This window comes from Streptomyces sp. NPDC001709 (assembly GCF_053596375.1).
Map to the genome: position 1 here is coordinate 147,763 of NZ_JBSFGB010000006.1, position 19,681 is coordinate 167,443.

Annotated in this window: 21 protein-coding genes; 9 read left to right on the forward strand and 12 right to left on the reverse strand. The window is 70.9% G+C overall.

Annotated features, from left to right (window positions below; translation table 11 throughout):
• Positions 1-111: 111 nt before the first annotated feature.
• Complete coding sequence (locus ACWC0C_RS11500; protein WP_450863401.1) at positions 112-777, forward strand: hypothetical protein; 666 nt, start codon at positions 112-114, stop codon at positions 775-777.
• Between the two features lie 90 nt (positions 778-867).
• Here the strand turns inward: ACWC0C_RS11500 and ACWC0C_RS11505 are convergent, their stop codons facing one another.
• From ACWC0C_RS11505 to ACWC0C_RS11515, 3 genes are read right to left on the reverse strand one after another with little or no spacing between them, the layout of a single operon-like run.
• The gene (locus tag ACWC0C_RS11505; RefSeq protein WP_449201381.1) at positions 868-2,001 is read right to left on the reverse strand and encodes an Mrp/NBP35 family ATP-binding protein; all 1,134 of its coding nucleotides are present in this window, start codon (positions 1,999-2,001) and stop codon (positions 868-870) included.
• 43 nt (positions 2,002-2,044) lie between these two features.
• Positions 2,045-2,659 carry a DUF1003 domain-containing protein gene (locus tag ACWC0C_RS11510; RefSeq protein ID WP_449201382.1) on the reverse strand — a complete coding sequence of 205 codons (615 nt, stop codon included), beginning with the start codon at positions 2,657-2,659 and terminating at the stop codon, positions 2,045-2,047.
• Positions 2,649-3,941, reverse strand: coding sequence for a magnesium transporter MgtE N-terminal domain-containing protein (locus ACWC0C_RS11515; RefSeq protein ID WP_449201383.1), 1,293 nt, complete (start codon positions 3,939-3,941; stop codon positions 2,649-2,651). The genes ACWC0C_RS11510 and ACWC0C_RS11515 overlap by 11 nt, the downstream gene beginning before the upstream one ends.
• 238 nt (positions 3,942-4,179) lie before the next feature.
• Between ACWC0C_RS11515 and ACWC0C_RS11520 the strand changes: the two genes are divergently transcribed.
• Positions 4,180-4,929 carry a hypothetical protein gene (locus tag ACWC0C_RS11520; protein WP_450863404.1) on the forward strand — a complete coding sequence of 250 codons (750 nt, stop codon included), beginning with the start codon at positions 4,180-4,182 and terminating at the stop codon, positions 4,927-4,929.
• 36 nt (positions 4,930-4,965) lie between these two features.
• On the opposite strand, the gene ACWC0C_RS11525 is transcribed toward ACWC0C_RS11520, so the two are convergent.
• Both ACWC0C_RS11525 and ACWC0C_RS11530 read right to left on the reverse strand, forming a co-directional pair.
• On the reverse strand, positions 4,966-5,481 hold the full coding sequence (locus tag ACWC0C_RS11525) for a hypothetical protein (protein ID WP_450863406.1): 516 nt from the start codon (positions 5,479-5,481) through the stop codon (positions 4,966-4,968).
• A gap of 24 nt (positions 5,482-5,505) precedes the next feature.
• Entirely contained in the window at positions 5,506-6,636 is a 1,131-nt protein-coding gene (locus ACWC0C_RS11530) for a magnesium and cobalt transport protein CorA (RefSeq protein ID WP_449201386.1), read from the reverse strand.
• 457 nt (positions 6,637-7,093) lie between these two features.
• Between ACWC0C_RS11530 and ACWC0C_RS11535 the strand changes: the two genes are divergently transcribed.
• The 4 genes from ACWC0C_RS11535 to ACWC0C_RS11550 all read left to right on the forward strand — a co-directional run bounded on the left by ACWC0C_RS11535 (position 7,094) and on the right by ACWC0C_RS11550 (position 10,215).
• Complete coding sequence (locus ACWC0C_RS11535; RefSeq protein WP_450863408.1) at positions 7,094-7,678, forward strand: suppressor of fused domain protein; 585 nt, start codon at positions 7,094-7,096, stop codon at positions 7,676-7,678.
• A 181-nt stretch (positions 7,679-7,859) separates the two neighbouring features.
• Entirely contained in the window at positions 7,860-8,501 is a 642-nt protein-coding gene (locus tag ACWC0C_RS11540) for a DUF6758 family protein (RefSeq protein ID WP_449201388.1), read from the forward strand.
• A gap of 188 nt (positions 8,502-8,689) precedes the next feature.
• Positions 8,690-9,547, forward strand: coding sequence for a PHP domain-containing protein (locus tag ACWC0C_RS11545; RefSeq protein WP_450863410.1), 858 nt, complete (start codon positions 8,690-8,692; stop codon positions 9,545-9,547).
• A 62-nt stretch (positions 9,548-9,609) separates the two neighbouring features.
• Positions 9,610-10,215 carry a MarC family protein gene (locus ACWC0C_RS11550; RefSeq protein ID WP_449201390.1) on the forward strand — a complete coding sequence of 202 codons (606 nt, stop codon included), beginning with the start codon at positions 9,610-9,612 and terminating at the stop codon, positions 10,213-10,215.
• A 68-nt stretch (positions 10,216-10,283) separates the two neighbouring features.
• On the opposite strand, the gene ACWC0C_RS11555 is transcribed toward ACWC0C_RS11550, so the two are convergent.
• Entirely contained in the window at positions 10,284-10,436 is a 153-nt protein-coding gene (locus tag ACWC0C_RS11555) for a hypothetical protein (RefSeq protein ID WP_099054875.1), read from the reverse strand.
• 207 nt (positions 10,437-10,643) lie between these two features.
• Between ACWC0C_RS11555 and ACWC0C_RS11560 the strand changes: the two genes are divergently transcribed.
• Complete coding sequence (locus ACWC0C_RS11560) at positions 10,644-11,549, forward strand: NYN domain-containing protein (protein ID WP_449201394.1); 906 nt, start codon at positions 10,644-10,646, stop codon at positions 11,547-11,549.
• 10 nt (positions 11,550-11,559) lie between these two features.
• Here the strand turns inward: ACWC0C_RS11560 and ACWC0C_RS11565 are convergent, their stop codons facing one another.
• A complete protein-coding gene (locus ACWC0C_RS11565) occupies positions 11,560-12,441 on the reverse strand; it encodes an alpha/beta fold hydrolase (protein WP_449201391.1) in 882 nt (293 codons plus the stop codon).
• A 159-nt stretch (positions 12,442-12,600) separates the two neighbouring features.
• A complete protein-coding gene (locus tag ACWC0C_RS11570) occupies positions 12,601-15,150 on the reverse strand; it encodes a DEAD/DEAH box helicase (RefSeq protein WP_450863413.1) in 2,550 nt (849 codons plus the stop codon).
• Positions 15,151-15,656: 506 nt separating this feature from the next.
• Between ACWC0C_RS11570 and ACWC0C_RS11575 the strand changes: the two genes are divergently transcribed.
• On the forward strand, positions 15,657-16,394 hold the full coding sequence (locus tag ACWC0C_RS11575) for a ferritin-like fold-containing protein (RefSeq protein ID WP_449200634.1): 738 nt from the start codon (positions 15,657-15,659) through the stop codon (positions 16,392-16,394).
• Between the two features lie 142 nt (positions 16,395-16,536).
• Here the strand turns inward: ACWC0C_RS11575 and ACWC0C_RS11580 are convergent, their stop codons facing one another.
• The 4 genes from ACWC0C_RS11580 to ACWC0C_RS11595 form a co-directional block, all read right to left on the reverse strand.
• Positions 16,537-16,806: a hypothetical protein gene (locus tag ACWC0C_RS11580; protein WP_449200635.1), complete on the reverse strand. Its 270-nt coding sequence runs from the start codon at positions 16,804-16,806 to the stop codon at positions 16,537-16,539.
• Positions 16,807-16,977: 171 nt separating this feature from the next.
• Positions 16,978-17,205, reverse strand: coding sequence for a DUF3107 domain-containing protein (locus ACWC0C_RS11585; protein WP_449200636.1), 228 nt, complete (start codon positions 17,203-17,205; stop codon positions 16,978-16,980).
• Between the two features lie 166 nt (positions 17,206-17,371).
• Positions 17,372-18,013, reverse strand: coding sequence for a TetR/AcrR family transcriptional regulator (locus tag ACWC0C_RS11590; RefSeq protein ID WP_449200637.1), 642 nt, complete (start codon positions 18,011-18,013; stop codon positions 17,372-17,374).
• 168 nt (positions 18,014-18,181) lie between these two features.
• Complete coding sequence (locus ACWC0C_RS11595) at positions 18,182-18,409, reverse strand: hypothetical protein (RefSeq protein ID WP_449200638.1); 228 nt, start codon at positions 18,407-18,409, stop codon at positions 18,182-18,184.
• A gap of 286 nt (positions 18,410-18,695) precedes the next feature.
• Between ACWC0C_RS11595 and ACWC0C_RS11600 the strand changes: the two genes are divergently transcribed.
• Complete coding sequence (locus ACWC0C_RS11600; protein WP_449200639.1) at positions 18,696-19,679, forward strand: alpha/beta fold hydrolase; 984 nt, start codon at positions 18,696-18,698, stop codon at positions 19,677-19,679.
• Positions 19,680-19,681: the final 2 nt, after the last annotated feature.

Consider the following 19,681-nt stretch of genomic DNA (forward strand, 5'->3'; position numbering starts at 1 on the left):
CTGCTCTCACCGGTGTGGTTATGCTGCCAAGTTGTTGTGCGGACCGGACGAGTACGCCCGAAGGGGGGCGGGCCGCCCCGGTCCGACGAGAGCGAGGAGGCGTCCGGGCAGATGGAGACGACGAGTCGGGTGGGCGCGCAGGCGCCGGCCGCGGAGGGCGGACAGCAGCTCCCCTCCGCCCGGCGTACGGTCGACGGTTACCTGCAGGCGCCCTTCCCGTGGTACGGCCTCGACGAGGCGTTCACCGGAGCGCGCTGGCTGATGCAGGTGGGGACGGCGGCCGACGGCGCCGTCGAGCACGGTTCTATCGGGCACGGTGACGAGCCCTCCGTACGCAGCGAGACCGGCTCCGTCGGTGAGCCGCGGGAGAAGTTCGCGGTGGTCGTCACGGTCGCCGCGCAGCCGTCCCGGAGGAGCGCCGACGGTACGGGGCTGCTGGAGGCGACGTCGGTGTCCTCGGCGGCGTGGCTGGCCGGGGTGGGGCTGCTGTCGTTCACCTGGCCCGGGCAGATGGACCACAGCCTGCGGGACGACTGGCTGGACCAGCAGACGGAGACCGCCTGGGCGCTGGCCGACGATCTCGAGGGGCCGGAGTGGAGCAGGCTCTCGCTGCCGGTGGACGGGGTTGCGGCCTCTTTCTATTACCGGGAGTCGGAGTTCGGTTGGGTGCTCGCCGGTACCACCGAGGCGGGGGTGCACTTGGGTGCGTACGGGCGGGGGATGAGCGCGTACGGTCTTGGGTTCGCCGTGGTGAAGGACGTCTCCGCCTACGCGTGACAGCCGCTCACACATGAACGAAGGGGCACCGATCGATCTCGGTGCCCCTTCGTCGTCGAGGTCCGCGTCATCAAGCCCTGCGAAGAATCCTCAGAACTTGTTCTTCGGCGTGATCCCCAGCGACAGGCCCGACAGCCCCCGCTGGCGGCCGCCCAGCTTGCCCGCGATCGCCCGCAGGGCGGAACCCGCCGGGGAGTCCGGGTCGGTCAGGACCACCGGCTTGCCCTCGTCGCCGCCCTCGCGGAGGCGGACGTCGATGGGGATGTTGCCGAGGACGGGGACCGTCGTACCGGTGGTGCGGGTCAGGCCGTCGGCGACCAGCTGGCCGCCGCCCGTGCCGAAGACGTCGACCATCTCGCCGCAGTGCGGGCAGGGCAGGCCGGACATGTTCTCGACCACGCCGACGATCTTCTGGTGGGTCTGTACGGCGATGGAGCCGGCGCGCTCGGCGACCTCGGCCGCAGCCTGCTGGGGGGTCGTCACGACCAGGATCTCGGCGTTCGGGACCAGCTGGGCGACGGAGATCGCGATGTCACCCGTGCCGGGCGGGAGGTCCAGCAGCAGGACGTCCAGGTCGCCCCAGTACACGTCCGCCAGGAACTGCTGGAGTGCCCTGTGCAGCATCGGGCCGCGCCAGACGACCGGGGCGTTGCCCGGGGTGAACATGCCGATGGAGATGACCTTCACGCCGTTCGCCGACGGTGGCATGATCATGTTCTCGACCTGGGTCGGGCGGCCGTCCGCGCCCAGCATGCGCGGCACGCTGTGGCCGTAGATGTCGGCGTCGACCACGCCCACCTTCAGGCCGTCGGCCGCCATCGCCGCCGCGAGGTTGACCGTCACCGAGGACTTGCCGACGCCGCCCTTGCCGGAGGCGACCGCATAGACGCGGGTCAGGTTGCCCGGCTTGGCGAAGGGGACCTCGCGCTCGGCCTGGCCGCCGCGCAGGGCCGCCGCCAGCTCCTTGCGCTGCTCGTCGCTCATCACGTCCAGCGTGACGTCGACGCGGGTGACGCCCTCGACCCGGGAGACCGCCTCGGTGACGCGCTGGGTGATCGTCTCGCGCATGGGGCAGCCGGAGACCGTCAGATACACGGTGACCGCGACCGTGCCGTCCTCCCCGATCTCCACCGATTTGACCATCCCCAGTTCGGTGATGGGTCGGTTGATCTCGGGGTCGTTCACCGTCGCCAGTGCCTCGCGCACCGCGTCTTCCGTAGCCATAAGGACGATGGTACGGCGCGCCGAGGGGCCTCCGGGATGCCCCTCAGTGGTCGTCTGTGTCACGTCCCGGAGACCGATCCGACCGTTCCGCCGGGAATACGACATGCCCGGGGTGCCCGTCGTGCCGTCGCCTCTCCTCCAGCTCCTTGACCATGTCCTGCAGCTCCGAGCGGATCCAGTCGCGGGTCGCGACCTCGCCCAGCCCCATGCGCAGCGCGGCGATCTCCCGGGTCAGGTACTCGGTGTCGGCGATGGACCGCTCGTTCTGCTTGCGGTCCTGCTCCAGGTTGACCCGGTCGCGGTCGTCCTGCCTGTTCTGCGCGAGCAGGATCAGCGGGGCCGCGTAGGAGGCCTGAAGGGACAGTGCCAGGGTCAGGAAGATGAACGGGTAGTTGTCGAAGCGCAGGCCGGCGGGCGCGGCGATGTTCCACAGCACCCACAGGATGATGACGACCGTCATCCAGACGATGAAGCGCCCCGTGCCCAGGAAGCGGGCGATCCGCTCCGACAGCCGGCCGAAGGCTTCCGGGTCCCACTCGGGCAGGACCCTGCGGCGCGGCGGGCGCGGCTGGTCCAGGCGGGGTGTCCGGTGCCGGGTGGCGGCCGTGGCACCCGCCGGGCTGCGCTCGCGGGTCGCGGTGTCACGCTCAGGAGCCATAGCTGCCCACCCCCTCGTTCTCGTCGTTCAGGTGGAACTCGGTCTCCCGCCAGTCCTCGGGCAGCATGTGGTCCAGTACGTCGTCCACGGTGACCGCGCCGAGCAGCGAACCGGACTCGTCCACCACGGGCGCGGCGACCATGTCGTACGTGGCGAAGAACCCGGCGATGACGCGCAGCGCCGCGTCCGGGTCGAGCGGCTGCAGGTCGGTGTCGACCATGGAGCTGACCAGGGAGTAGGGCGGCTCGCGTAGCAGCCGCTGGAAGTGGACCGTGCCCAGGTACTTGCCGGTCGGGGTCTCGTCGGGCGCGCGGCAGACGTAGACCTGGGCGGCGAGCGCGGGGGAGAGGTCCGCGTTGCGGACCCGGGCGAGCGCGTCGGCGACCGTGGCGTCCGGGCGCAGCACGATCGGCTCGGTGGTCATCAGACCGCCGGCCGTGTGCTCCTCGTACGACATCAGGCGGCGCATGTCGGCCGCGTCGGCCGGCTGCATCAGGCTCAGCAGCCGCTCCTTGTCGTCCTCGGGCAGCTCGCCGAGCAGGTCGGCCGCGTCGTCGGGGTCCATGGCCTCCAGGACGTCCGCCGCGCGCTCCTCCTTCAGCTTGCCGAGGATCTCGATCTGGTCGTCCTCCGGGAGTTCTTCGAGTACGTCGGCCAGGCGGTCGTCGTCCAGGGCGGCGGCGACCTCGGCGCGCCGCTTGGGGGAGAGGTGGTGCAGGACGTTGGCGAGGTCGGCGGCGCGCAGCTGCTCGAAGGTGGCGAGCAGGCTCTCGGCGCCCTGCCCGTGCTCCTCCAGGGAGAAGCCGGTGACGGCCGACCACTCGGCGGTCAGCGTCTCCCCCTTGGCCCGCCGGAAGGCGCCGCTCTTCTTCCCCTTGCGCACGAAAACCCGGTCGACCTCCCAGTCGCGGCGGGCCGGCAGCTGCTGCACGGACACGTCGAGGACGGTGACCTCCTCGCCGGTCTCCACCAGCGTCACCCGCCGGTCCAGCAGTTCGCCGAAGACCAGCCGCTCGGTGGGCCGCTGCTCGAAGCGCCGGACGTTCATCACGCCGGTGGTGATGACCTGCCCGGACTCGACGCCGGTGACCCGGGTCATGGGCAGGAAGATACGGCGCCGGGTGGACAGTTCGACGACCAGTCCGAGGACGCGCGGGGGCCGGCGGCGCACGCGCAGCATCACGACCAGGTCGCGCACGCGGCCGACCTGGTCGCCGTTCGGGTCGAAGACGGGGACCCCGGCGAGGTGCGAGACGAAGATCCGGGGGGCGCCGGCTGCCATGGCTCTGCTTCCTCTGCTGACGTGGCCTGGGAATCGCCCTGTGCTCGGGTGTTCCGCTCTCTTTGTGAATTGATCGATGAATTGCTCGGATTTGCCCGCTCGGGTGCGCTTCAGGCTAGCCCGTACCGGTCGGATACGCCCTGGTGGGGGGTCCGGACGGACTCGCTCCGCCGGGCGGCCGGGGCACGGGTACGCTGCCGTCCACCGCTCAGGATCCGTCAGAAAGGCGACCCCACCTGTGACTGCGATTCCCCAGGGCCGTACCCGCCGGGCCGCGCTGGTCACCGCGATCTGCGCCTGTGCCGTGACGGGGACGGCGGTGCTGACCGGGTGCGGCGGCGAGGATCCGGACGCGGGGACGAACGGTGTGGGCAAGCTGCCCGCCGACCGGATCCAGGCCAAGACCCGGGCGGCCGCCCAGGGCGCCCCGGCGGTACGGCTGTCCGGCACCGTGGTCACCAGCGGCCGGACGTACCGGCTGGACATGCGCCTGAAGGCCGACGGCGGTACCGGGTCGGTCACCTCGAAGGGGGCGACCTTCAAACTGCTGCGGGTCGGCAAGCAGCTGTATCTGAAGGCCGACGCGGACTTCTGGAACCAGGCAGACGGCAAGGACGGCAGTGGCGACGCGGCCGGCAAGCTGAACGGCAAGTACGTGAAGGTGCCGCAGGGCGACCCCGCGTACAAGAAGTTCAGTGGCTTCACGGACAAGGACGTCCTCCTCGACGGACTGCTCACTCTGCACGGCTCGCTGGCGACGGACGGCCACCATGACGACGCGGGTACCCGCACCATCCGCATCACCGGCGACAAGGGCTCCGGCGGCAGCCTCGACGTCTCCCTTCAGGGCACGCCGTACCCGCTCCGCCTGGTCCGCGCCGGCGGGGCGGGGACACTCAGCTTCTCCGACTGGGGTAAGGACTTCGCCGTAGCCGAGCCCGCGAAGGGTGAGACGGTGGATTACGGGAAGCAGCTGCCGACGTCGTAGAGCCGTCGTTGTCCGAACCCTGCTCGACCCTTGGCGTTACTTTCGTTTCCGCCGTTTCGCGAGCAGCTTCGGCAGGCCCGCCGGAATCGGCTTCCGCGTAGTCGCCGGCGTCGGTACCGGAGCCTCGGCCAGGCTGCCGGCAGGCAACGGCACCACGGACCCGGCCCAGGCCAAGCGCAGCACCCGGCACTCACGCGCCCAGCGGGCGGGCATCTCCTCGCCGTCCGGGGCGTTCAGGCGTTTGCCCTTCAGCTCGGCGACGGCCGCCTCCCACTCCTCGGAGCCGGAGCGCAGCTCGGTCACGGTCGCCGGGAACATCACCAGCCGGCCGCCCTTGTCCTTGCTGCGCACGGTCACCTCGGCGGTGCCCCCGTCGACCAGCGCCTCCAGCGGCTGCTCGCCGGGGCCGTCGCCGACCAGGCACACCGCGCCCTCGTGCCACACGTGCCACAGCGCACGCGCGGCGGAGGCACCGGCGCCCCTGACCCAGATGAGGCCGGACTTCTTCGCGGCCTCCTCGATGAGGGCCTGGTCGAGCAGCTCGCTTGTCATGTGCCCAGCCTATCCAGCGCCCGCTCAGAGCCAGCCGTTGCGCTTGAGCACCCGGTGGATGCCCACGCACATGGCGATGGTGAGGCTCAGGACGAGCGGGTAGCCGTACTTCCAGTGCAGCTCGGGCATGTGGTCGAAGTTCATGCCGTACACGCCGGTCACCATCGTCGGTACGGCGATGATCGCGGCCCAGGCGGTGATCTTGCGCATGTCCTCGTTCTGCGCGACGGATGCCTGCGCGAGGTTGGCCTGGAGGATGGAGTTGAGGAGCTCGTCGAAGCCCAGCACCTGCTCCTGGACCCGGGCGAGGTGGTCGGCGACGTCTCGGAAGTACTTCTGGATGTCCGGGTCGATCAGCCGCATCGGCCGCTCGCTCAGCAGCTGCATCGGGCGCAGCAGGGGGGCCACCGCCCGCTTGAACTCCAGCACCTCACGCTTGAGCTGGTAGATCCGCGCCGAGTCCACACCACGGGAGACCCCGCCCTTGCGGCCCGGCGAGAACACCTCGGTCTCCACGTCGTCGATGTCGTCCTGCACGGCGTCGGCGACCGCGATGTAGCCGTCCACCACGTGGTCCGCGATCGCGTGCAGCACCGCCGAGGGGCCCTTGGCCAGCAGCTCGGGGTCGTCCTGCAGCCGGTGCCTGAGCGCCCGCAGCGAGCCCTGGCCGCCGTGCCGGACGGTGATGAAGAAGTCCCGGCCGGTGAAGCACATGACCTCGCCGGTCTCGACGACCTCGCTGCTGTCGGTCAGCCGGTCGTGCTCGACGTAGTGGATGGTCTTGAAGACGGTGAAGAGCGAGTCGTCGTACCGCTCCAGCTTGGGCCGCTGGTGGGCCTGCACCGCGTCCTCGACGGCCAGCGGGTGCAGCCCGAACTCGCTCGCGATACCGGCGAATTCGGCCTCGGTCGGCTCGTGCAGCCCGATCCACACGAAGCCGCCGTCCCGGCGCACCAGCCGCATCGCCTCGTGCGGGCTGAGCGGCTTGGCGCTGGCGACGCGGGTGCCGTCGCGGTAGACGGCGCAGTCCACGACGGCCGACGGGGTGGCCGGGTCGCGGGTGGTGTCGTACGAGGCGTTCGACACGCTCGTGGGCTTGCGCAGCGAGACGCGGGACGGACGGACCACGGCGCGCAGGTCGCGGATCATCGACATGGGCAGGCTCCTTCGCGACAGGCAACGAAAGGCCGCCGGCGACGGGTGGAACTACCCGGAATGGGGACGTCCTGCTGGAGATGTTTGGCACGTCCACAAAGCGGGGAGCACCGCACCGTTGCGGTGGCGACTTCGCTACTGATGCAGAACTGATTCAGATCAGGCAAAGCGAAAAGACGTGCTCTTCCGATGGGCAACGCGCACGGGAAGGTGGCAGCAGAGAGCCAGAAACCAGCCAGTGACTACATCAGCGGGCGGAAGAGCGAGTGGTACTGCACGGTCGACTTCGATCCATGACAGCCCCACCTCCTCCGGCCGGTCCCTCGTAAGGGAGTCCCAGTGTCGGGACTTGACGACACGCTCTGCGTGCTGCCCCGAACCACCGGCTCAGCGTAGCAGCCGCCCTATGTGTCAAGGCGCCGCTTTGCCCGCTGCTGACGAGTTCTATGCTCGCCGCATGGTTGATGTTCTTCCTCTGGTCGAGGCTCGGTTGACCACCGCGCTGGGCGAACCGGACGCGCGCGCCGCCATCACCTTTCTCGGCACGGACCGCATCGAGGTGCTCCGGTTCCAGGAGGGGGACGTCGTGCGGTACGCCACCCTCGGCATGTCCGCGCACCCCATGGCCGACCCCACCGCGATGCTCGCCGACCCGGTCAAGGGCCCCCGCGCCGAGCTGGTCCTCTCCGTCCGCGCGGGCCTCGCCGACACCGACAAGGTGCTCCGTCCGCTCGCCGTACTGGCCGCGTCCCCGCAGGTGGAGGGTCTGATCGTGACCCCGGGCGCCTCCCTGGACGTCGGTGACCCGCTGTGGCCCGGCGCCCGCTTCACCTCGGTCCTGGTGGGTGAGCCCGGCGGCCTGGTGGAGGATCTGGAGCTGGGCGACCCGATGGATCCCGTACGGTTTCTGCCGCTGCTGCCGATGACTGCGAACGAGGCCGCCTGGAAACGGGTGCACGGCGCCCAGGCCCTCCAGGAACGCTGGCTCGCGAACGGAACGGACCTGAGGGATCCCTCCCGTGGATCCGTCCCGCTCGACTGATCCGGCAGTGACCGAACTCACCAACGCGAGGCTGGAGTCGGGCAGTTGGTGTGTAGGTTGACGCACCTAATTAATTCAATGTGCATCTAGTTCTGCCCGGTCAGTGGCGCTCCGTCGCTCTGCCGTCCGGACGGGTGATCGTCCTTGACGTGGGCGGGCAGGGGTAGGACCGTGGAGCCCTATGAGGGGCGAACCCAGTTGCCCGAGGTGCGGTGGCCGGGTCAGGGCGCCCGGTCTCTTCGCCGATTCGTGGCAGTGCGATGTGCACGGCACGGTGTATCCGCTGCAGCCCGTGATACCGCCCAGTGTCGAAGCCCTCGGTGCCGTTGTGCACCGCACGCACGTCCCGTTGTGGATGCCCTGGCCGCTGCCGGTCGGCTGGCTCTTCACGGGCGTGGCCTACGCCGGTGACGACCGTAGCGGCGGCCGCGCGACCGCCGTCGCCTGCTCCGGACCCGGCCCGCTCGGCGGCCCCGGTGAACTCATCCTGGTCGCCGAGGAACTGGGCGTCGGCCTCGGCGCGCGGTACGCGGGCATAGACGGCCCGGACCCGGGGTCGTACATGAACATCGAGAAGCCGCCGCAGACCAAGGTCCTGGCCGCGGGCCGACCGACCCCGCTCTGGCACGTCTACCGCACCCCCGACGACCGCGCGGTCTTCGCCGGCGAGGCGCTCGGGATGTGGCTCTGGGCGGTGATGTGGCCCGAGCAGTCCGGCCTGCTCATGTACGACGAGCTGGTGCTGACCGATCTGCGGGACGTGGGGGCGGAGGTGGACCTGGTGCCCTGCGGAGCGTTGTCGCCGCGCTTGCTTCGGCCGTAGCCCACTGAGGTGCCGGGTTCTCGCCGTGGGCGGGTGCGGGTGCGTTGTGGTTGCTCGCGCCGTTCCCCGCGCCCCTTTGAGGTGGGTGCAGTAGGGGGCACTGCAGGGTTGCGGGTGTGACAGGAGTACTTGAAAACCCCGCTATCCTTAGGTGTCCCCTTCCGTAGCCGTTCCCGTCTGGAGTCACCGTGCGCATCGATCTGCACTGTCACTCCACGGCCTCCGACGGTACGGATACCCCGGCCGAGCTGGTGCGCAATGCCGCCGCTGCCGGGCTGGACGTCGTCGCGCTGACCGATCACGACACCACCCGTGGCTACGCCGAGGCGATCGCCGCGCTGCCCGAGGGGCTCACCCTGGTCACCGGCGCCGAGCTGTCCTGCCGTATCGACGGCGTCTCGATGCACATGCTGGCCTACCTCTTCGACCCCGAGGAGCCCGCGCTGCTCGCCGAGCGTGAGCTGGTGCGGGACGACCGGGTGCCGCGGGCCAAGGGCATGATCGCCAAGCTGGACGCGCTGGGCGTGCCGGTCACCTGGGAGCAGGTCGAGCGGATCGCGGCCGGCGGTTCCGTCGGGCGCCCGCATGTCGCGACGGCGCTGGTCGAGCTGGGCGTCGTACCGACGGTGAGCGACGCGTTCACCGAGGAGTGGCTGGCCGACGGCGGCCGGGCCTTCGTGGAGAAGCACGAGACCGACCCGTTCGAGGCGATACGGCTGGTCAAGGGCGCGGGCGGGGTCTGCGTCTTCGCGCATCCGGCCGCCGCCAAGCGTGGTCGTACGGTCCCGGAGTTCCGGATCGCGGAGCTGGCCGAGGCCGGCCTGGACGGCATCGAGGTCGATCACATGGACCACGACGCCGACGCGCGTGAGCGGCTGCGGGGCCTGGCGAAGGAGCTGGACCTGCTGGTCACGGGCTCCTCGGACTACCACGGCAGCCGCAAGACGGTGGCGCTGGGCGCGTACACGACCGACCCCGAGGTGTACGGGGAGATCACACGGCGGGCCACGGGAGCGTTTCCCGTGCCCGGGACCGGCGGATTCTGAGGCCGTCAGCGGCTCTCGCGCGCCCCTAGTTCACCCTCTTCCAGCAAGGCCAGTACCTCCCCATGTTCGACATCGCCGTCTTCGGCTCTCTGTTCCTGACCCTTTTTGTCATCATGGATCCCCCCGGGATCACTCCGATCTTCCTCGCCCTGACCGCCGGCCGTCCGGCCAAGGTGCAAAAGCGCATGGCCTTCCAGGCCGTGTGCGTGGCGGGCGGGGTCATCGCCACGTTCGGCGTCCTGGGCCACCAGATCCTGAACTACCTGCACGTCTCCGTCCCCGCGCTGATGATCGCGGGCGGTCTGCTGCTTCTGCTGATCGCGCTGGACCTGCTCACCGGCAAGACCGACGAGCCGAAGCAGACCAAGGACGTGAACGTGGCCCTCGTGCCGCTGGGCATGCCGCTGCTGGCCGGGCCCGGCGCGATCGTGTCCGTGATCCTCGCCGTGCAGAAGGCCGGCAGTGTCGCCACGCAGATCTCGGTGTGGTCCGCGATCCTCGCGATCCATGTCGTGCTGTGGCTGGTGATGCGTTACTCGCTGCTGATCATCCGGGTCATCAAGGACGGCGGCGTCGTGCTGGTGACGCGGCTCGCGGGCATGATGCTCTCCGCCATCGCCGTGCAGCAGATCATCAACGGCGTCACTCAGGTGATCCGGGGGAGCTGAGCCCCTGGGGCAGGCCCTCGTCGGCCCGGCTCCCCCGGAAAGCTTGAGCGGCGCTGTACGCCTGAGCGTTACGAGGCCTGGGTCTCGGCCGGGCGGATCCACAGCCGCTGCCCGATGGCGGCGGCCTGCTGAACGATCCGGTTGACGGAGGCGGCGTCCACGACGGTGCTGTCCACGGTGGTGCCGTCGACCTCGTCGAGTCGCATGATTTCGAAGCGCATGGCTTCTCCCTTCGTCTGGTCATCCTCCTGCGGAGAACTACTGATGGTGACAGGCGGTGCATCCGCCGTCATGAGTAGTCAACGCGGTGCTTGTTACAAACATTCCCTACGCTAAAGAAATTTTTCGAACAGCTAATTACTGACCGGTAAGTGGGGAGTGCGGAACCGGACGGGACCGGTTGTGTTCGCAGCGTGACCACCGGGACAATGGAGACGATGAACGACGACCTGGCGGCCCTGGGCGCCCGTATCGACCGCACGAACGAGCTGCTGGAACGCATGCTCGCCGAGGTGGCGAAGACGCCCTCCACCCACGCGATCTTCGTCGACGCGGGCTATCTGTACGCGGCCGCGGGCCGGCTGGTCGCCGGGACCGAGGACCGCCGGGCCTTCGACCTGGACGCCGAAGGCCTGATCGAGGCCCTCATCGACCGCGCCCGCTCGGTCTTCGCGGACAGCCGCCTGCTGCGTGTCTACTGGTACGACGGCGCCCGCCGCCGCATCCACACCGCCGAGCAGCAGACCATCGCCGAACTTCCCGACGTCAAGGTCCGCCTGGGCAACCTCAACGCCAACAACCAGCAGAAGGGCGTGGATTCCCTGATCCGCTCGGATCTGGAGTCACTGGCCCGCCACCGCGCCATCAGCGACGCGGCGCTCCTCGGCGGCGACGAGGACCTGGTCTCGGCGGTCGAGGCGGCGCAGGGGTACGGCGCCCGGGTCCATCTGTGGGGCATCGAGGCACCCGAGGGCCGTAACCAGGCCGAGCCGCTGCTCTGGGAGGTCGACAGCCAGCGCACACTCGACCTCGACTTCTTCAAGCCGTACGTGTCCCGGCGCACGGCCGCCGCCTACGACCCCACGACCACGGCCCGCCCCACCCGCGACGACGTCCGCTTCGTCGGCGCCCAGATCGCCGCGAAGTGGCTGGCCTCCCGGGGCCGCGAGGCCCTGGTCGAGCTGCTCCCCGGCCACCCCTACCTGCCCGGCTCCGTCGACCAGGACCTACTGGTCGAGGCCGAGGGGCTGCTGCAGTACTCCCTGCGCGGCCAGGCGGACCTGCGCCGCGCCCTCAGGGACGGTTTCTGGGACCATCTGCAGGCGCAGTACTAGCCCTTCTCGACTAGGCCTGCTCGACGGTGCCGTCCCAGAAGTCGGCGAGCGCGCGGGCCGTGGCGAGTGGCTGGTCGGTGTTGGGGGAGTGCTCGGCGTCCTCGATCACCGTCCGCCGTGCCCGCAGCCGTACCGCCATCTCGTCCAGCAGGGGCAGCGGCCAGGTGTCGTCCCGCGCGCCGGACAGGATGTGGAACGGCAGCGGTACGGCGGCCAGTTCCGCGACACGGTCCGGTTCCGTGCACAACTGGCGCCCGGTGGCGAGGAGTTGCGCGGACTTGGTGCCCAGCCAGCGGCGCCGCAGGTCGTCCCGGTCGTCGAAATCGCCGTCGAGCGCGGCCGTCTCGGTCTCCTCGGGCGGCTCCATCAGCTGGATGGCCTCCCATACCTCCGCCATGCTCATCACCGCGAGTGCGTCCCGCAGCAGCTTCACGCGCTGCTGCTGGGACTCGGAGATCTGGGCGGGCCCGGAGGCCATGAGGGTCAGCGACCGGAAGGGCGCGTGGTCGAGCAGCACGGCGGCCCTTGAGATCTGCCCGCCCAGGGAATGGCCCAGCAGATGCACCGGCTGCCCGAGCGCCTCGGCCTGCGCCAGCACGTCCCGCGCCAACTCCTGCTGCGCATAAGCGGATTCGTCGGCCTCGGGCCCGTCCGACTCGTACTGCCCGCGCCCATCCACGGCCACGGTCCGGTATCCGCGCCGCGCGAGCGGCACATGCAGCGGATTGAAGTCCTCCTTGCTCCCGGTGAACCCCGGCAGCAACAGCGCGATCCCGCGCGGCTCGACCCCGTCGGCCACGGGGGCGTCGACGACGGCGAACTCACCGCGCGCGGTCTGTAGGAAGTACGCACGGGCACCGGGCGGCGGGACGAAGGTGGCGGGCCTGCTCATGGGGAGAGGCTATCGGGCCGGGGCCGGTGGCGAATGGGGGCCCTGTGTCGCACCCTGTCGCACCCTTCCGGTGCCGGCAAACGACCCCCACTCCCGCCCAAACGCGACGGCCAGGTCCTCTCCGCTGGAGGACCTGGCCGTCGGTGAACGGGTGCCGGATCAGCCTTCGGTGACCTCGACGGCCGCCGCGGCCTTGCGCGTACGGCGACGCGGCTTGGCCTCCGGCTCGTCCGTGGCCTGCGCCGGAATCTCCGCGGTGGCCGTCTTGCGCGTGCGGCGCGGCTTGGCTTCCGTGCCTTCGGCGGTGTCGACCGCGGCGGCGGCTGTCTTCCGGGTGCGGCGGGGCTTGGCCTCGGCCTCGGGGGCGTCGGTCGTCTCCGGTGCGGCAGCTGCCTTCTTGCGGGTCCGGCGGGGCTTGGCCTCCGTGCCTTCGGCCGTCTCCACGGCGGCCTCGGCGGCGGCAGCGGCCGTCTTCCGGGTCCGGCGGGGCTTGGCCTCGGCCTCGGGGGCCTCGGTCGCTTCCGGCGTGGCGGCGGCCGTCTTGCGCGTGCGGCGCGGCTTGGCTTCCGTGCCTTCGGCGGTGTCGACCGCGGCGGCGGCCGTCTTGCGGGTGCGGCGGGGCTTGGCCTCGGCCTCGGGGGCCTCGGTCGCTTCCGGCGTGGCGGTGGCCGTCTTGCGCGTGCGGCGCGGCTTGGCCTCCGTGCCTTCGGCGGTGTCGACCGCGGCGGCTGTCTTGCGGGTGCGGCGGGGCTTGGCCTCGGCCTCGGGGGCCTCGGTCGCTTCCGGCGTGGCGGCTGCCGTCTTCCGCGTGCGGCGCGGCTTGGCCTCCGTGCCTTCGGCCGTCTCCACGGCGGCCTCGGCGGCGGCAGCGGCCGTCTTCCGGGTCCGGCGCGGCTTGGCCTCGGGCTCCGTGTCCGCCGGGGCCGCCTCGGTGACCGCGGCGGCGGTCTTGCGGGTGCGGCGGGGCTTGGTTTCCGTGCCCTCGGCCGTGGCGACCGCCGTCTCGGCGGCGGGCTCGGCCGTCTTGCGGGTACGACGGCGCGGCTTGGCCTCCGGAGCCTCCACGGCCACGGCCTCGGGCTCCGCGGTCACCGGAGCCGGCGCCGCCTCGGCAGCGGTCGTCTCAGGTGCCGTCTCGGTCACCGCCGGCTCCGCCGACTTGCGGGTACGACGGCGGCGCGGCTTGTCCGGGGTCTCCAGCTGGGCCGGGCCCTCGGCCGTGTCCACCGTCTCGACGGCGGCCTCGGTGGCAGCCTCGTTGGCCGTCACCGGCTGCGCCGGCGCTCCGCCGCGCGTACGCCGACGGCGGCGCAGGGTGCGGGGAGCCCCGGGCTCCTCCACGCCGGTGGCCTCGGCGGCGGACTCGGTGGCCGGCGCCGCAGGGGTCGTAGTGGCGTCGACCGGTGCTCCGTTGCGGGTGCGGCGGCGACGGCGCGGGGTACGGGCCGTACGCTCGCGCTCGGCGGTGCCGGACTCGGGGCGGCCACCACGGCCACGGCCGCGAGCGCCACGCCCACCGGTCTCGCCGAGGTCCTCCAGCTCCTCCGCGTCCAGACCGGCACGGGTCCGCTCCGAGCGCGGCAGGGTGCCCTTGGTGCCCTCGGGGATGCCAAGGTCGGAGAACAGGTGCGGGGACGAGGAGTACGTCTCCACCGGGTCGTTGAAGTCCAGCTCCAGCGCCTTGTTGATCAGCTGCCAGCGCGGGATGTCGTCCCAGTCGACGAACGTGATCGCCGTACCCTTGGCGCCCGCGCGGCCCGTACGGCCGACCCGGTGCAGGTACGTCTTCTCGTCCTCGGGGGACTGGTAGTTGATGACGTGGGTCACGCCCTCGACGTCGATGCCGCGCGCGGCGACGTCGGTGCAGACCAGGACGTCCACCTTGCCGTTGCGGAAGGCGCGCAGCGCCTGCTCGCGGGCGCCCTGGCCGAGGTCGCCGTGGACCGCGCCGGAGGCGAAGCCGCGGCGCTGCAGCTGCTCGGCGATGTCGGCGGCCGTACGCTTCGTACGGCAGAAGATCATCGCCAGTCCGCGGCCGTCGGCCTGCAGGATGCGGGCGACCATCTCCGGCTTGTCCATGTTGTGGGCGCGGTAGACGAACTGCTTGATGTTCGCGACCGTCGCGCCCTCGTCGTCCGGCGCGGTGGCGCGGATGTGCGTGGGCCGGGACATGTAGCGGCGCGCGAGGCCGATGACCGCGCCCGGCATGGTCGCCGAGAACAGCATGGTCTGGCGCTTGACCGGCAGCATGTCGATGATCTTCTCGACGTCGGGCAGGAAGCCCAGGTCGAGCATCTCGTCGGCCTCGTCGAGGACCAGGCACTTGACGTGCTTCAGGTTCAGCTTCTTCTGGCCCGCGAGGTCGAGCAGTCGGCCCGGGGTGCCGACGACCACGTCGACGCCCTTCTTCAGGGCCTCGACCTGGGGCTCGTAGGCCCGGCCGCCGTAGATCGCCGCCACGCGCACGTTACGGACCTTGCCGGCCGTCAGCAGGTCGTTGGTGACCTGGGTGCACAGCTCGCGCGTGGGGACGACGACGAGCGCCTGCGGGGCGTCGGTGAGGGCCTCGGGGGCGGCGCGTCCGGCCTCGACGTCGGCGGGGACGGTGACGCGCTCGAGGAGCGGGAGACCGAAGCCCAGCGTCTTGCCGGTGCCGGTCTTGGCCTGGCCGATGACGTCCGTGCCGGAAAGGGCGACGGGGAGCGTCATCTCCTGGATGGGGAAGGGGGTGATGATGCCGACGGCTTCAAGGGCCTCGGCGGTCTCGGGAAGGATTCCGAGTTCACGAAACGTCGTAGTCAGGGTGCTGCCTCTTCTGTGTGGCGCGGCGCGAGGCGAGCGCGGGGGTCATGTGCGACCGTGCCGGGGACGTCGGCTGCCGTACGGGCGAACCACTTGGGCAAGCCGTATGACACGGGACCTCTGCCGACGCTCTAGCGCTCGTACCGCTGAGGGTGTCCCTCCGGTCGTCGTACGTACTTCCGCCGTACGGCCAGGGAGGGCTGTCGGGTCGGAGCCGATCGGGCCACCGACCGGGCATCCTCATGCGTGCGGCCTGTCGGGAGACGTCGAACATCGTCGGCGCACTCTGGCAGGCGCATTACCACCATACCCCGGATTCGCGCACATGCGATGGCCGATTTCGTCACGTAGTCGTGGTCACAGTGGTTGGCCGGGGGCTTGAGAGGGGCGCTGAGCGGGCTATTGTGCGCCTCATGACTAGCTCTGACAAGCCTGAGAACGACTCCGCAGCGCCCACGGGCGTCGCCGCCCAGGACTGGGCGCAGGCCTCCGCCGAGCCGCAGTACCGCGCCGCCGTCGTGGATCTGCTCGGCGCGCTCGCGTACGGCGAGCTGGCGGCGTTCGAGCGACTCGCGGAGGACGCGAAGCTGGCGCCGACCCTCGCGGACAAGGCGGAGCTGGCGAAGATGGCCTCGGCCGAGTTCCACCACTTCGAGCGGCTGCGGGACCGGCTGACCGAGATCGGCGAGGAGCCTACGGCGGCCATGGACCCCTTCGTCGCCGCGCTGGACGGTTTCCACAGGCAGACCGCGCCCTCGGACTGGCTGGAGGGCCTGGTCAAGGCGTACGTCGGCGACTCGATCGCGAGCGACTTCTACCGGGAGGTCGCGGCGCGCCTCGACTCCGACACGCGTGAACTGGTCCTCGCCGTCCTCGACGACACCGGGCACGCCGGGTTCGCGGTGGAGAAGGTCCGGGCCGCCATCGACGCCGACCCGCGCGTGGGCGGTCGGCTGGCGCTGTGGGCGCGGCGGCTGATGGGCGAGGCGCTGTCGCAGTCCCAGCGGGTGGTCGCGGACCGGGATGCGCTGTCGACGATGCTCGTGGGCGGCGTGGCCGACGGGTTCGATCTCGCGGAGGTCGGGAGGATGTTCTCGCGGATCACCGAGGCGCACACGAAGCGGATGGCCGCGCTGGGCTTGGCTGCGTAGCGCTCTGTGGGCGTGGGTGCGGTGGGTTGCGCGGCTGCGGGTCCGTTGGGGCTGGTCGCGCCCACGCGGCGGAGCCGCATAGTGAACGCAGCCCCGCGCCCCTAGGGGGTTGTTGCCCGCGTCCCTTGAAAAGACGCCGTCGCTACGCCGTCAGGGATCGTCGGCGCAGCCTGCCTGACGGGCGCAGCAGCAGGGACAGGGACGCTGCCGAGATGATCGCGGCGCCCAGGAGGCTCAGCCAGGCCACGCCGGGACCGAGGGCGGTGTGGGTGACGAAGTCGCCGAAAAGGGCGCCCGCGATGCCCGTCGAGTACACGAGCGGGCGGGCCGGCAGGCGGTGGGACAGGCGGTGTGAGGCGGCCCAGGCGAGGATCAGACCGAGCACTGCGGAACCGAGTGCTTCCAGGATCATTTCGGGGTCCCTCCCACGGCCGGTCTGCCCAGATACGTCGTAGCCCGTCATACCCGTGACCTGCGGAGTGCAATCCTCCGCTGTGGAGGACTTGTGCTCCAACTGTGTGCACGGCCCATGAAGAAGGGCCCGGCGGCTCACGGCCGCCGGGCCCTTCCTCATGACCTCGGCCTACAGCGCGCCGAATCCCACCTTGCGCACGGTCGGCGCGCCGATCTCCACGTATGCCAGGCGGTCCGTCGGCACCAGGACCTTGCGGCCCTTCTCGTCCTCGAGGCTGAGGAGCTGCGTCTTTCCGGCCAGGGCCTCGGACACCAGGCGCTCGACCTCGTCGACGCTCTGACCGCTCTCCAGAACGATCTCGCGGGGCGCGTGCTGCACGCCGATCTTGACCTCCACGGCTTTGTCCCTCCGACGGTCAGTGATGTGCGCGATCTTCCGCGCCGTACCCAGCACACATTAGTCCGGCTCGGGGACCTACACGCTGTCGGCCGGAACGCCGACAGCGAACAGCGCACGGGAACAAACGACCGTCAACGGTGTGGCGCCCGGGAACGAGCAGCCGTCAGTGGTGCTCGCTGCCGTGCAGCGGGAAGCCGGCGATGCCCCGCCAGGCCAGCGAGGTCAGCAGCTGCACCGCCTGGTCGCGCGGCACGCTGCGGTCGCTGTGCAGCCAGGATCTGGCCACCACCTGGGCGAGACCACCGAGGCCGGAGGCGAGCAGCATCGACTCCGCGCGCGACAGGCCGGTGTCCTCGGCGATGACGTCGCAGATCGCCTCGGCGCAGTCGTTGGTGACCTTGTCGACGCGCTCGCGCACCGCGGGTTCGTTCGTCAGGTCCGACTCGAAGACCAGCCGGAACGCGCCGCCGTCGTCCTCGACATACGCGAAATAGGCGTCCATGGTCGCCCGGACGCGCTGCTTGTTGTCGGTCGTCGACGCCAGCGCGCCGCGCACGGCCTGGATCAGCGACTCGCAGTGCTGGTCGAGCAGGGCGAGGTAGAGGTCGAGCTTGCCGGGGAAGTGCTGGTAGAGCACCGGCTTGCTCACACCTGCGCGCTCGGCGATGTCGTCCATCGCCGCCGCGTGATACCCCTGAGCGACGAAAACCTCCTGGGCGGCGCCCAGGAGCTGGTTCCGTCGGGCTCGGCGCGGCAGACGGGTGCCACGTGGGCGTACCGCCTCAGTTTGCTCGATGGCTGTCACGCCGCCTCCCAAAGTCGTCCATATCGCGGTGTCAGCCGCGCGGCCATCGTACTTTTCGGTAACCGTGGTGTGCGCGGTGCGAGCGCAGAATTTCACGTACCGGACGGCGGCGAAAGCCGCGATCATCCTGTGAACAGCCTCTCGCGCGGCTGTAGGAGCCGGTGGGGGTCAGCGGTAGTCGTCCTCGTCGAGCGCGACCACGCGCGTCTGTTCGACCTGGTCGGCGACGTTCGCCGCCCGGTCCGGGTCCACTTCCGTCAGGGGGTCGTCGCGGTCCGGCGCGATGTCGGCGTGCTGCTCGGCGGCGTCCACCTCGGGTGCCTCGACGTCGACCTCCGCAGCCGTCTCGGTCTCCAGGTCCTCGGTCGTGTCGGGCTCGGTGGGGTCATAGGCCATGGTGGGCTCCCTTCCTACGAACGTCCCCGGAAGCAGCAGGGGCTACAGCGGGTGCCCTCTGTATGAGCCTAGGAGACTGCTGATCCGGACGCCATGCCGTCTCGCCCGTTCGTAGCCCCTGTTTATCGGTGTTCACCGGTGTTCACCGCTCGGGTGAAAGCGGTCGGCGATCGCACGGAACCGGTCGCTCCCGGACCGCGCGCAGTCCGATTCCCCCGTCACCCGCGGCTCACTCTGTGACGGCGAACACATGAGCCTCGGCGTGATCACCTCGTAACATTGCCGCATGTCTTCGACCGAGTCGCCCTCCGTGCCGGCCGCCAGCGTGCTCCCCAAGGTGGCGCCCGTCCGGGTCGGAGAAGGCGAGCGGATGCGGTCCGTGGGGCTGCCCGGAGTCACCCTGTCGGTCCGTTCCCGCCGTACCGCGCGCGCGGAGCTGCCGCCCGCGCTGTACGTCCACGGGCTCGGCGGTTCCTCGCAGAACTGGTCGTCGCTGATGGCCGAGCTGGACGGCGTCGTCGACAGCGAGGCGGTCGACCTGCCGGGCTTCGGTGACTCCCCGCCCCCGGACGACGGGGACTACTCCGTCACCGGGCACGCGCGCGCGGTGATCCGCCATCTCGACGCGGCCGGCCGCGGCCCGGTCCACCTCTTCGGCAACTCGCTCGGCGGAGCGGTCACCACGCGCGTGGCCGCCGTACGACCCGACCTCGTCCGTACGCTCACGCTCGTCTCGCCCGCCCTGCCGGAGCTGCGCATCCAGCGCACCGCGGCGCCGACCGCACTGCTCGGCGTGCCCGGTGTCGCCGCCCTGTTCAACCGGCTCACCAGGGAGTGGACGGCCGAGCAGCGGGTGCGCGGGGTGATGACCCTCTGCTACGGCGACCCGACGCGGGTGTCGCCCGAGGCGTTCCAGGACGCCGTGGAGGAGCTGGAGCGGCGGCTGCAGCTGCCGTACTTCTGGGACGCGATGGCCCGCTCCGCGCGCGGGATCGTCAACGCCTACACGCTCGGCGGACAGCACGGGCTGTGGCGCCAGGCCGAGCGCGTGCTCGCGCCGACCCTGCTGGTCTACGGCGGCCGTGACCAGCTCGTCGGCTTCCGCATGGCCCACCGGGCCGCCCGCGCCTTCCGCGACTCCCGCCTGCTGTCCCTGCCGGACGCCGGACACGTGGCGATGATGGAGTACCCGGACGTGGTGGCCACGGCGTTCAGGGAACTCCTCGCGGACTGCGAGCACGACGTCGCCGACTCGGGCACGGGGAGCTGAGG

What these genes read in the sequence shown, in the direction of transcription:
- ACWC0C_RS11580 (WP_449200635.1), bottom strand. Translation starts at nt 16,806, where the DNA reads ATGATCCTGGAAGCACTCGGTTCCGCAGTGCTCGGTCTGATCCTCGCC.
- ACWC0C_RS11595 (WP_449200638.1), bottom strand. Translation starts at nt 18,409, where the DNA reads ATGGCCTATGACCCCACCGAGCCCGACACGACCGAGGACCTGGAGACC.
- ACWC0C_RS11505 (WP_449201381.1), bottom strand. Translation starts at nt 2,001, where the DNA reads ATGGCTACGGAAGACGCGGTGCGCGAGGCACTGGCGACGGTGAACGAC.
- ACWC0C_RS11500 (WP_450863401.1), top strand. Translation starts at nt 112, where the DNA reads ATGGAGACGACGAGTCGGGTGGGCGCGCAGGCGCCGGCCGCGGAGGGC.
- ACWC0C_RS11565 (WP_449201391.1), bottom strand. Translation starts at nt 12,441, where the DNA reads ATGAGCAGGCCCGCCACCTTCGTCCCGCCGCCCGGTGCCCGTGCGTAC.
- ACWC0C_RS11510 (WP_449201382.1), bottom strand. Translation starts at nt 2,659, where the DNA reads ATGGCTCCTGAGCGTGACACCGCGACCCGCGAGCGCAGCCCGGCGGGT.
- ACWC0C_RS11575 (WP_449200634.1), top strand. Translation starts at nt 15,657, where the DNA reads ATGACTAGCTCTGACAAGCCTGAGAACGACTCCGCAGCGCCCACGGGC.
- ACWC0C_RS11525 (WP_450863406.1), bottom strand. Translation starts at nt 5,481, where the DNA reads ATGACAAGCGAGCTGCTCGACCAGGCCCTCATCGAGGAGGCCGCGAAG.
- ACWC0C_RS11560 (WP_449201394.1), top strand. Translation starts at nt 10,644, where the DNA reads ATGGAGACGATGAACGACGACCTGGCGGCCCTGGGCGCCCGTATCGAC.
- ACWC0C_RS11530 (WP_449201386.1), bottom strand. Translation starts at nt 6,636, where the DNA reads ATGTCGATGATCCGCGACCTGCGCGCCGTGGTCCGTCCGTCCCGCGTC.
- ACWC0C_RS11570 (WP_450863413.1), bottom strand. Translation starts at nt 15,150, where the DNA reads ATGACGCTCCCCGTCGCCCTTTCCGGCACGGACGTCATCGGCCAGGCC.
- ACWC0C_RS11550 (WP_449201390.1), top strand. Translation starts at nt 9,610, where the DNA reads ATGTTCGACATCGCCGTCTTCGGCTCTCTGTTCCTGACCCTTTTTGTC.
- ACWC0C_RS11600 (WP_449200639.1), top strand. Translation starts at nt 18,696, where the DNA reads ATGTCTTCGACCGAGTCGCCCTCCGTGCCGGCCGCCAGCGTGCTCCCC.
- ACWC0C_RS11555 (WP_099054875.1), bottom strand. Translation starts at nt 10,436, where the DNA reads ATGCGCTTCGAAATCATGCGACTCGACGAGGTCGACGGCACCACCGTG.
- ACWC0C_RS11515 (WP_449201383.1), bottom strand. Translation starts at nt 3,941, where the DNA reads ATGGCAGCCGGCGCCCCCCGGATCTTCGTCTCGCACCTCGCCGGGGTC.
- ACWC0C_RS11535 (WP_450863408.1), top strand. Translation starts at nt 7,094, where the DNA reads ATGGTTGATGTTCTTCCTCTGGTCGAGGCTCGGTTGACCACCGCGCTG.
- ACWC0C_RS11540 (WP_449201388.1), top strand. Translation starts at nt 7,860, where the DNA reads ATGAGGGGCGAACCCAGTTGCCCGAGGTGCGGTGGCCGGGTCAGGGCG.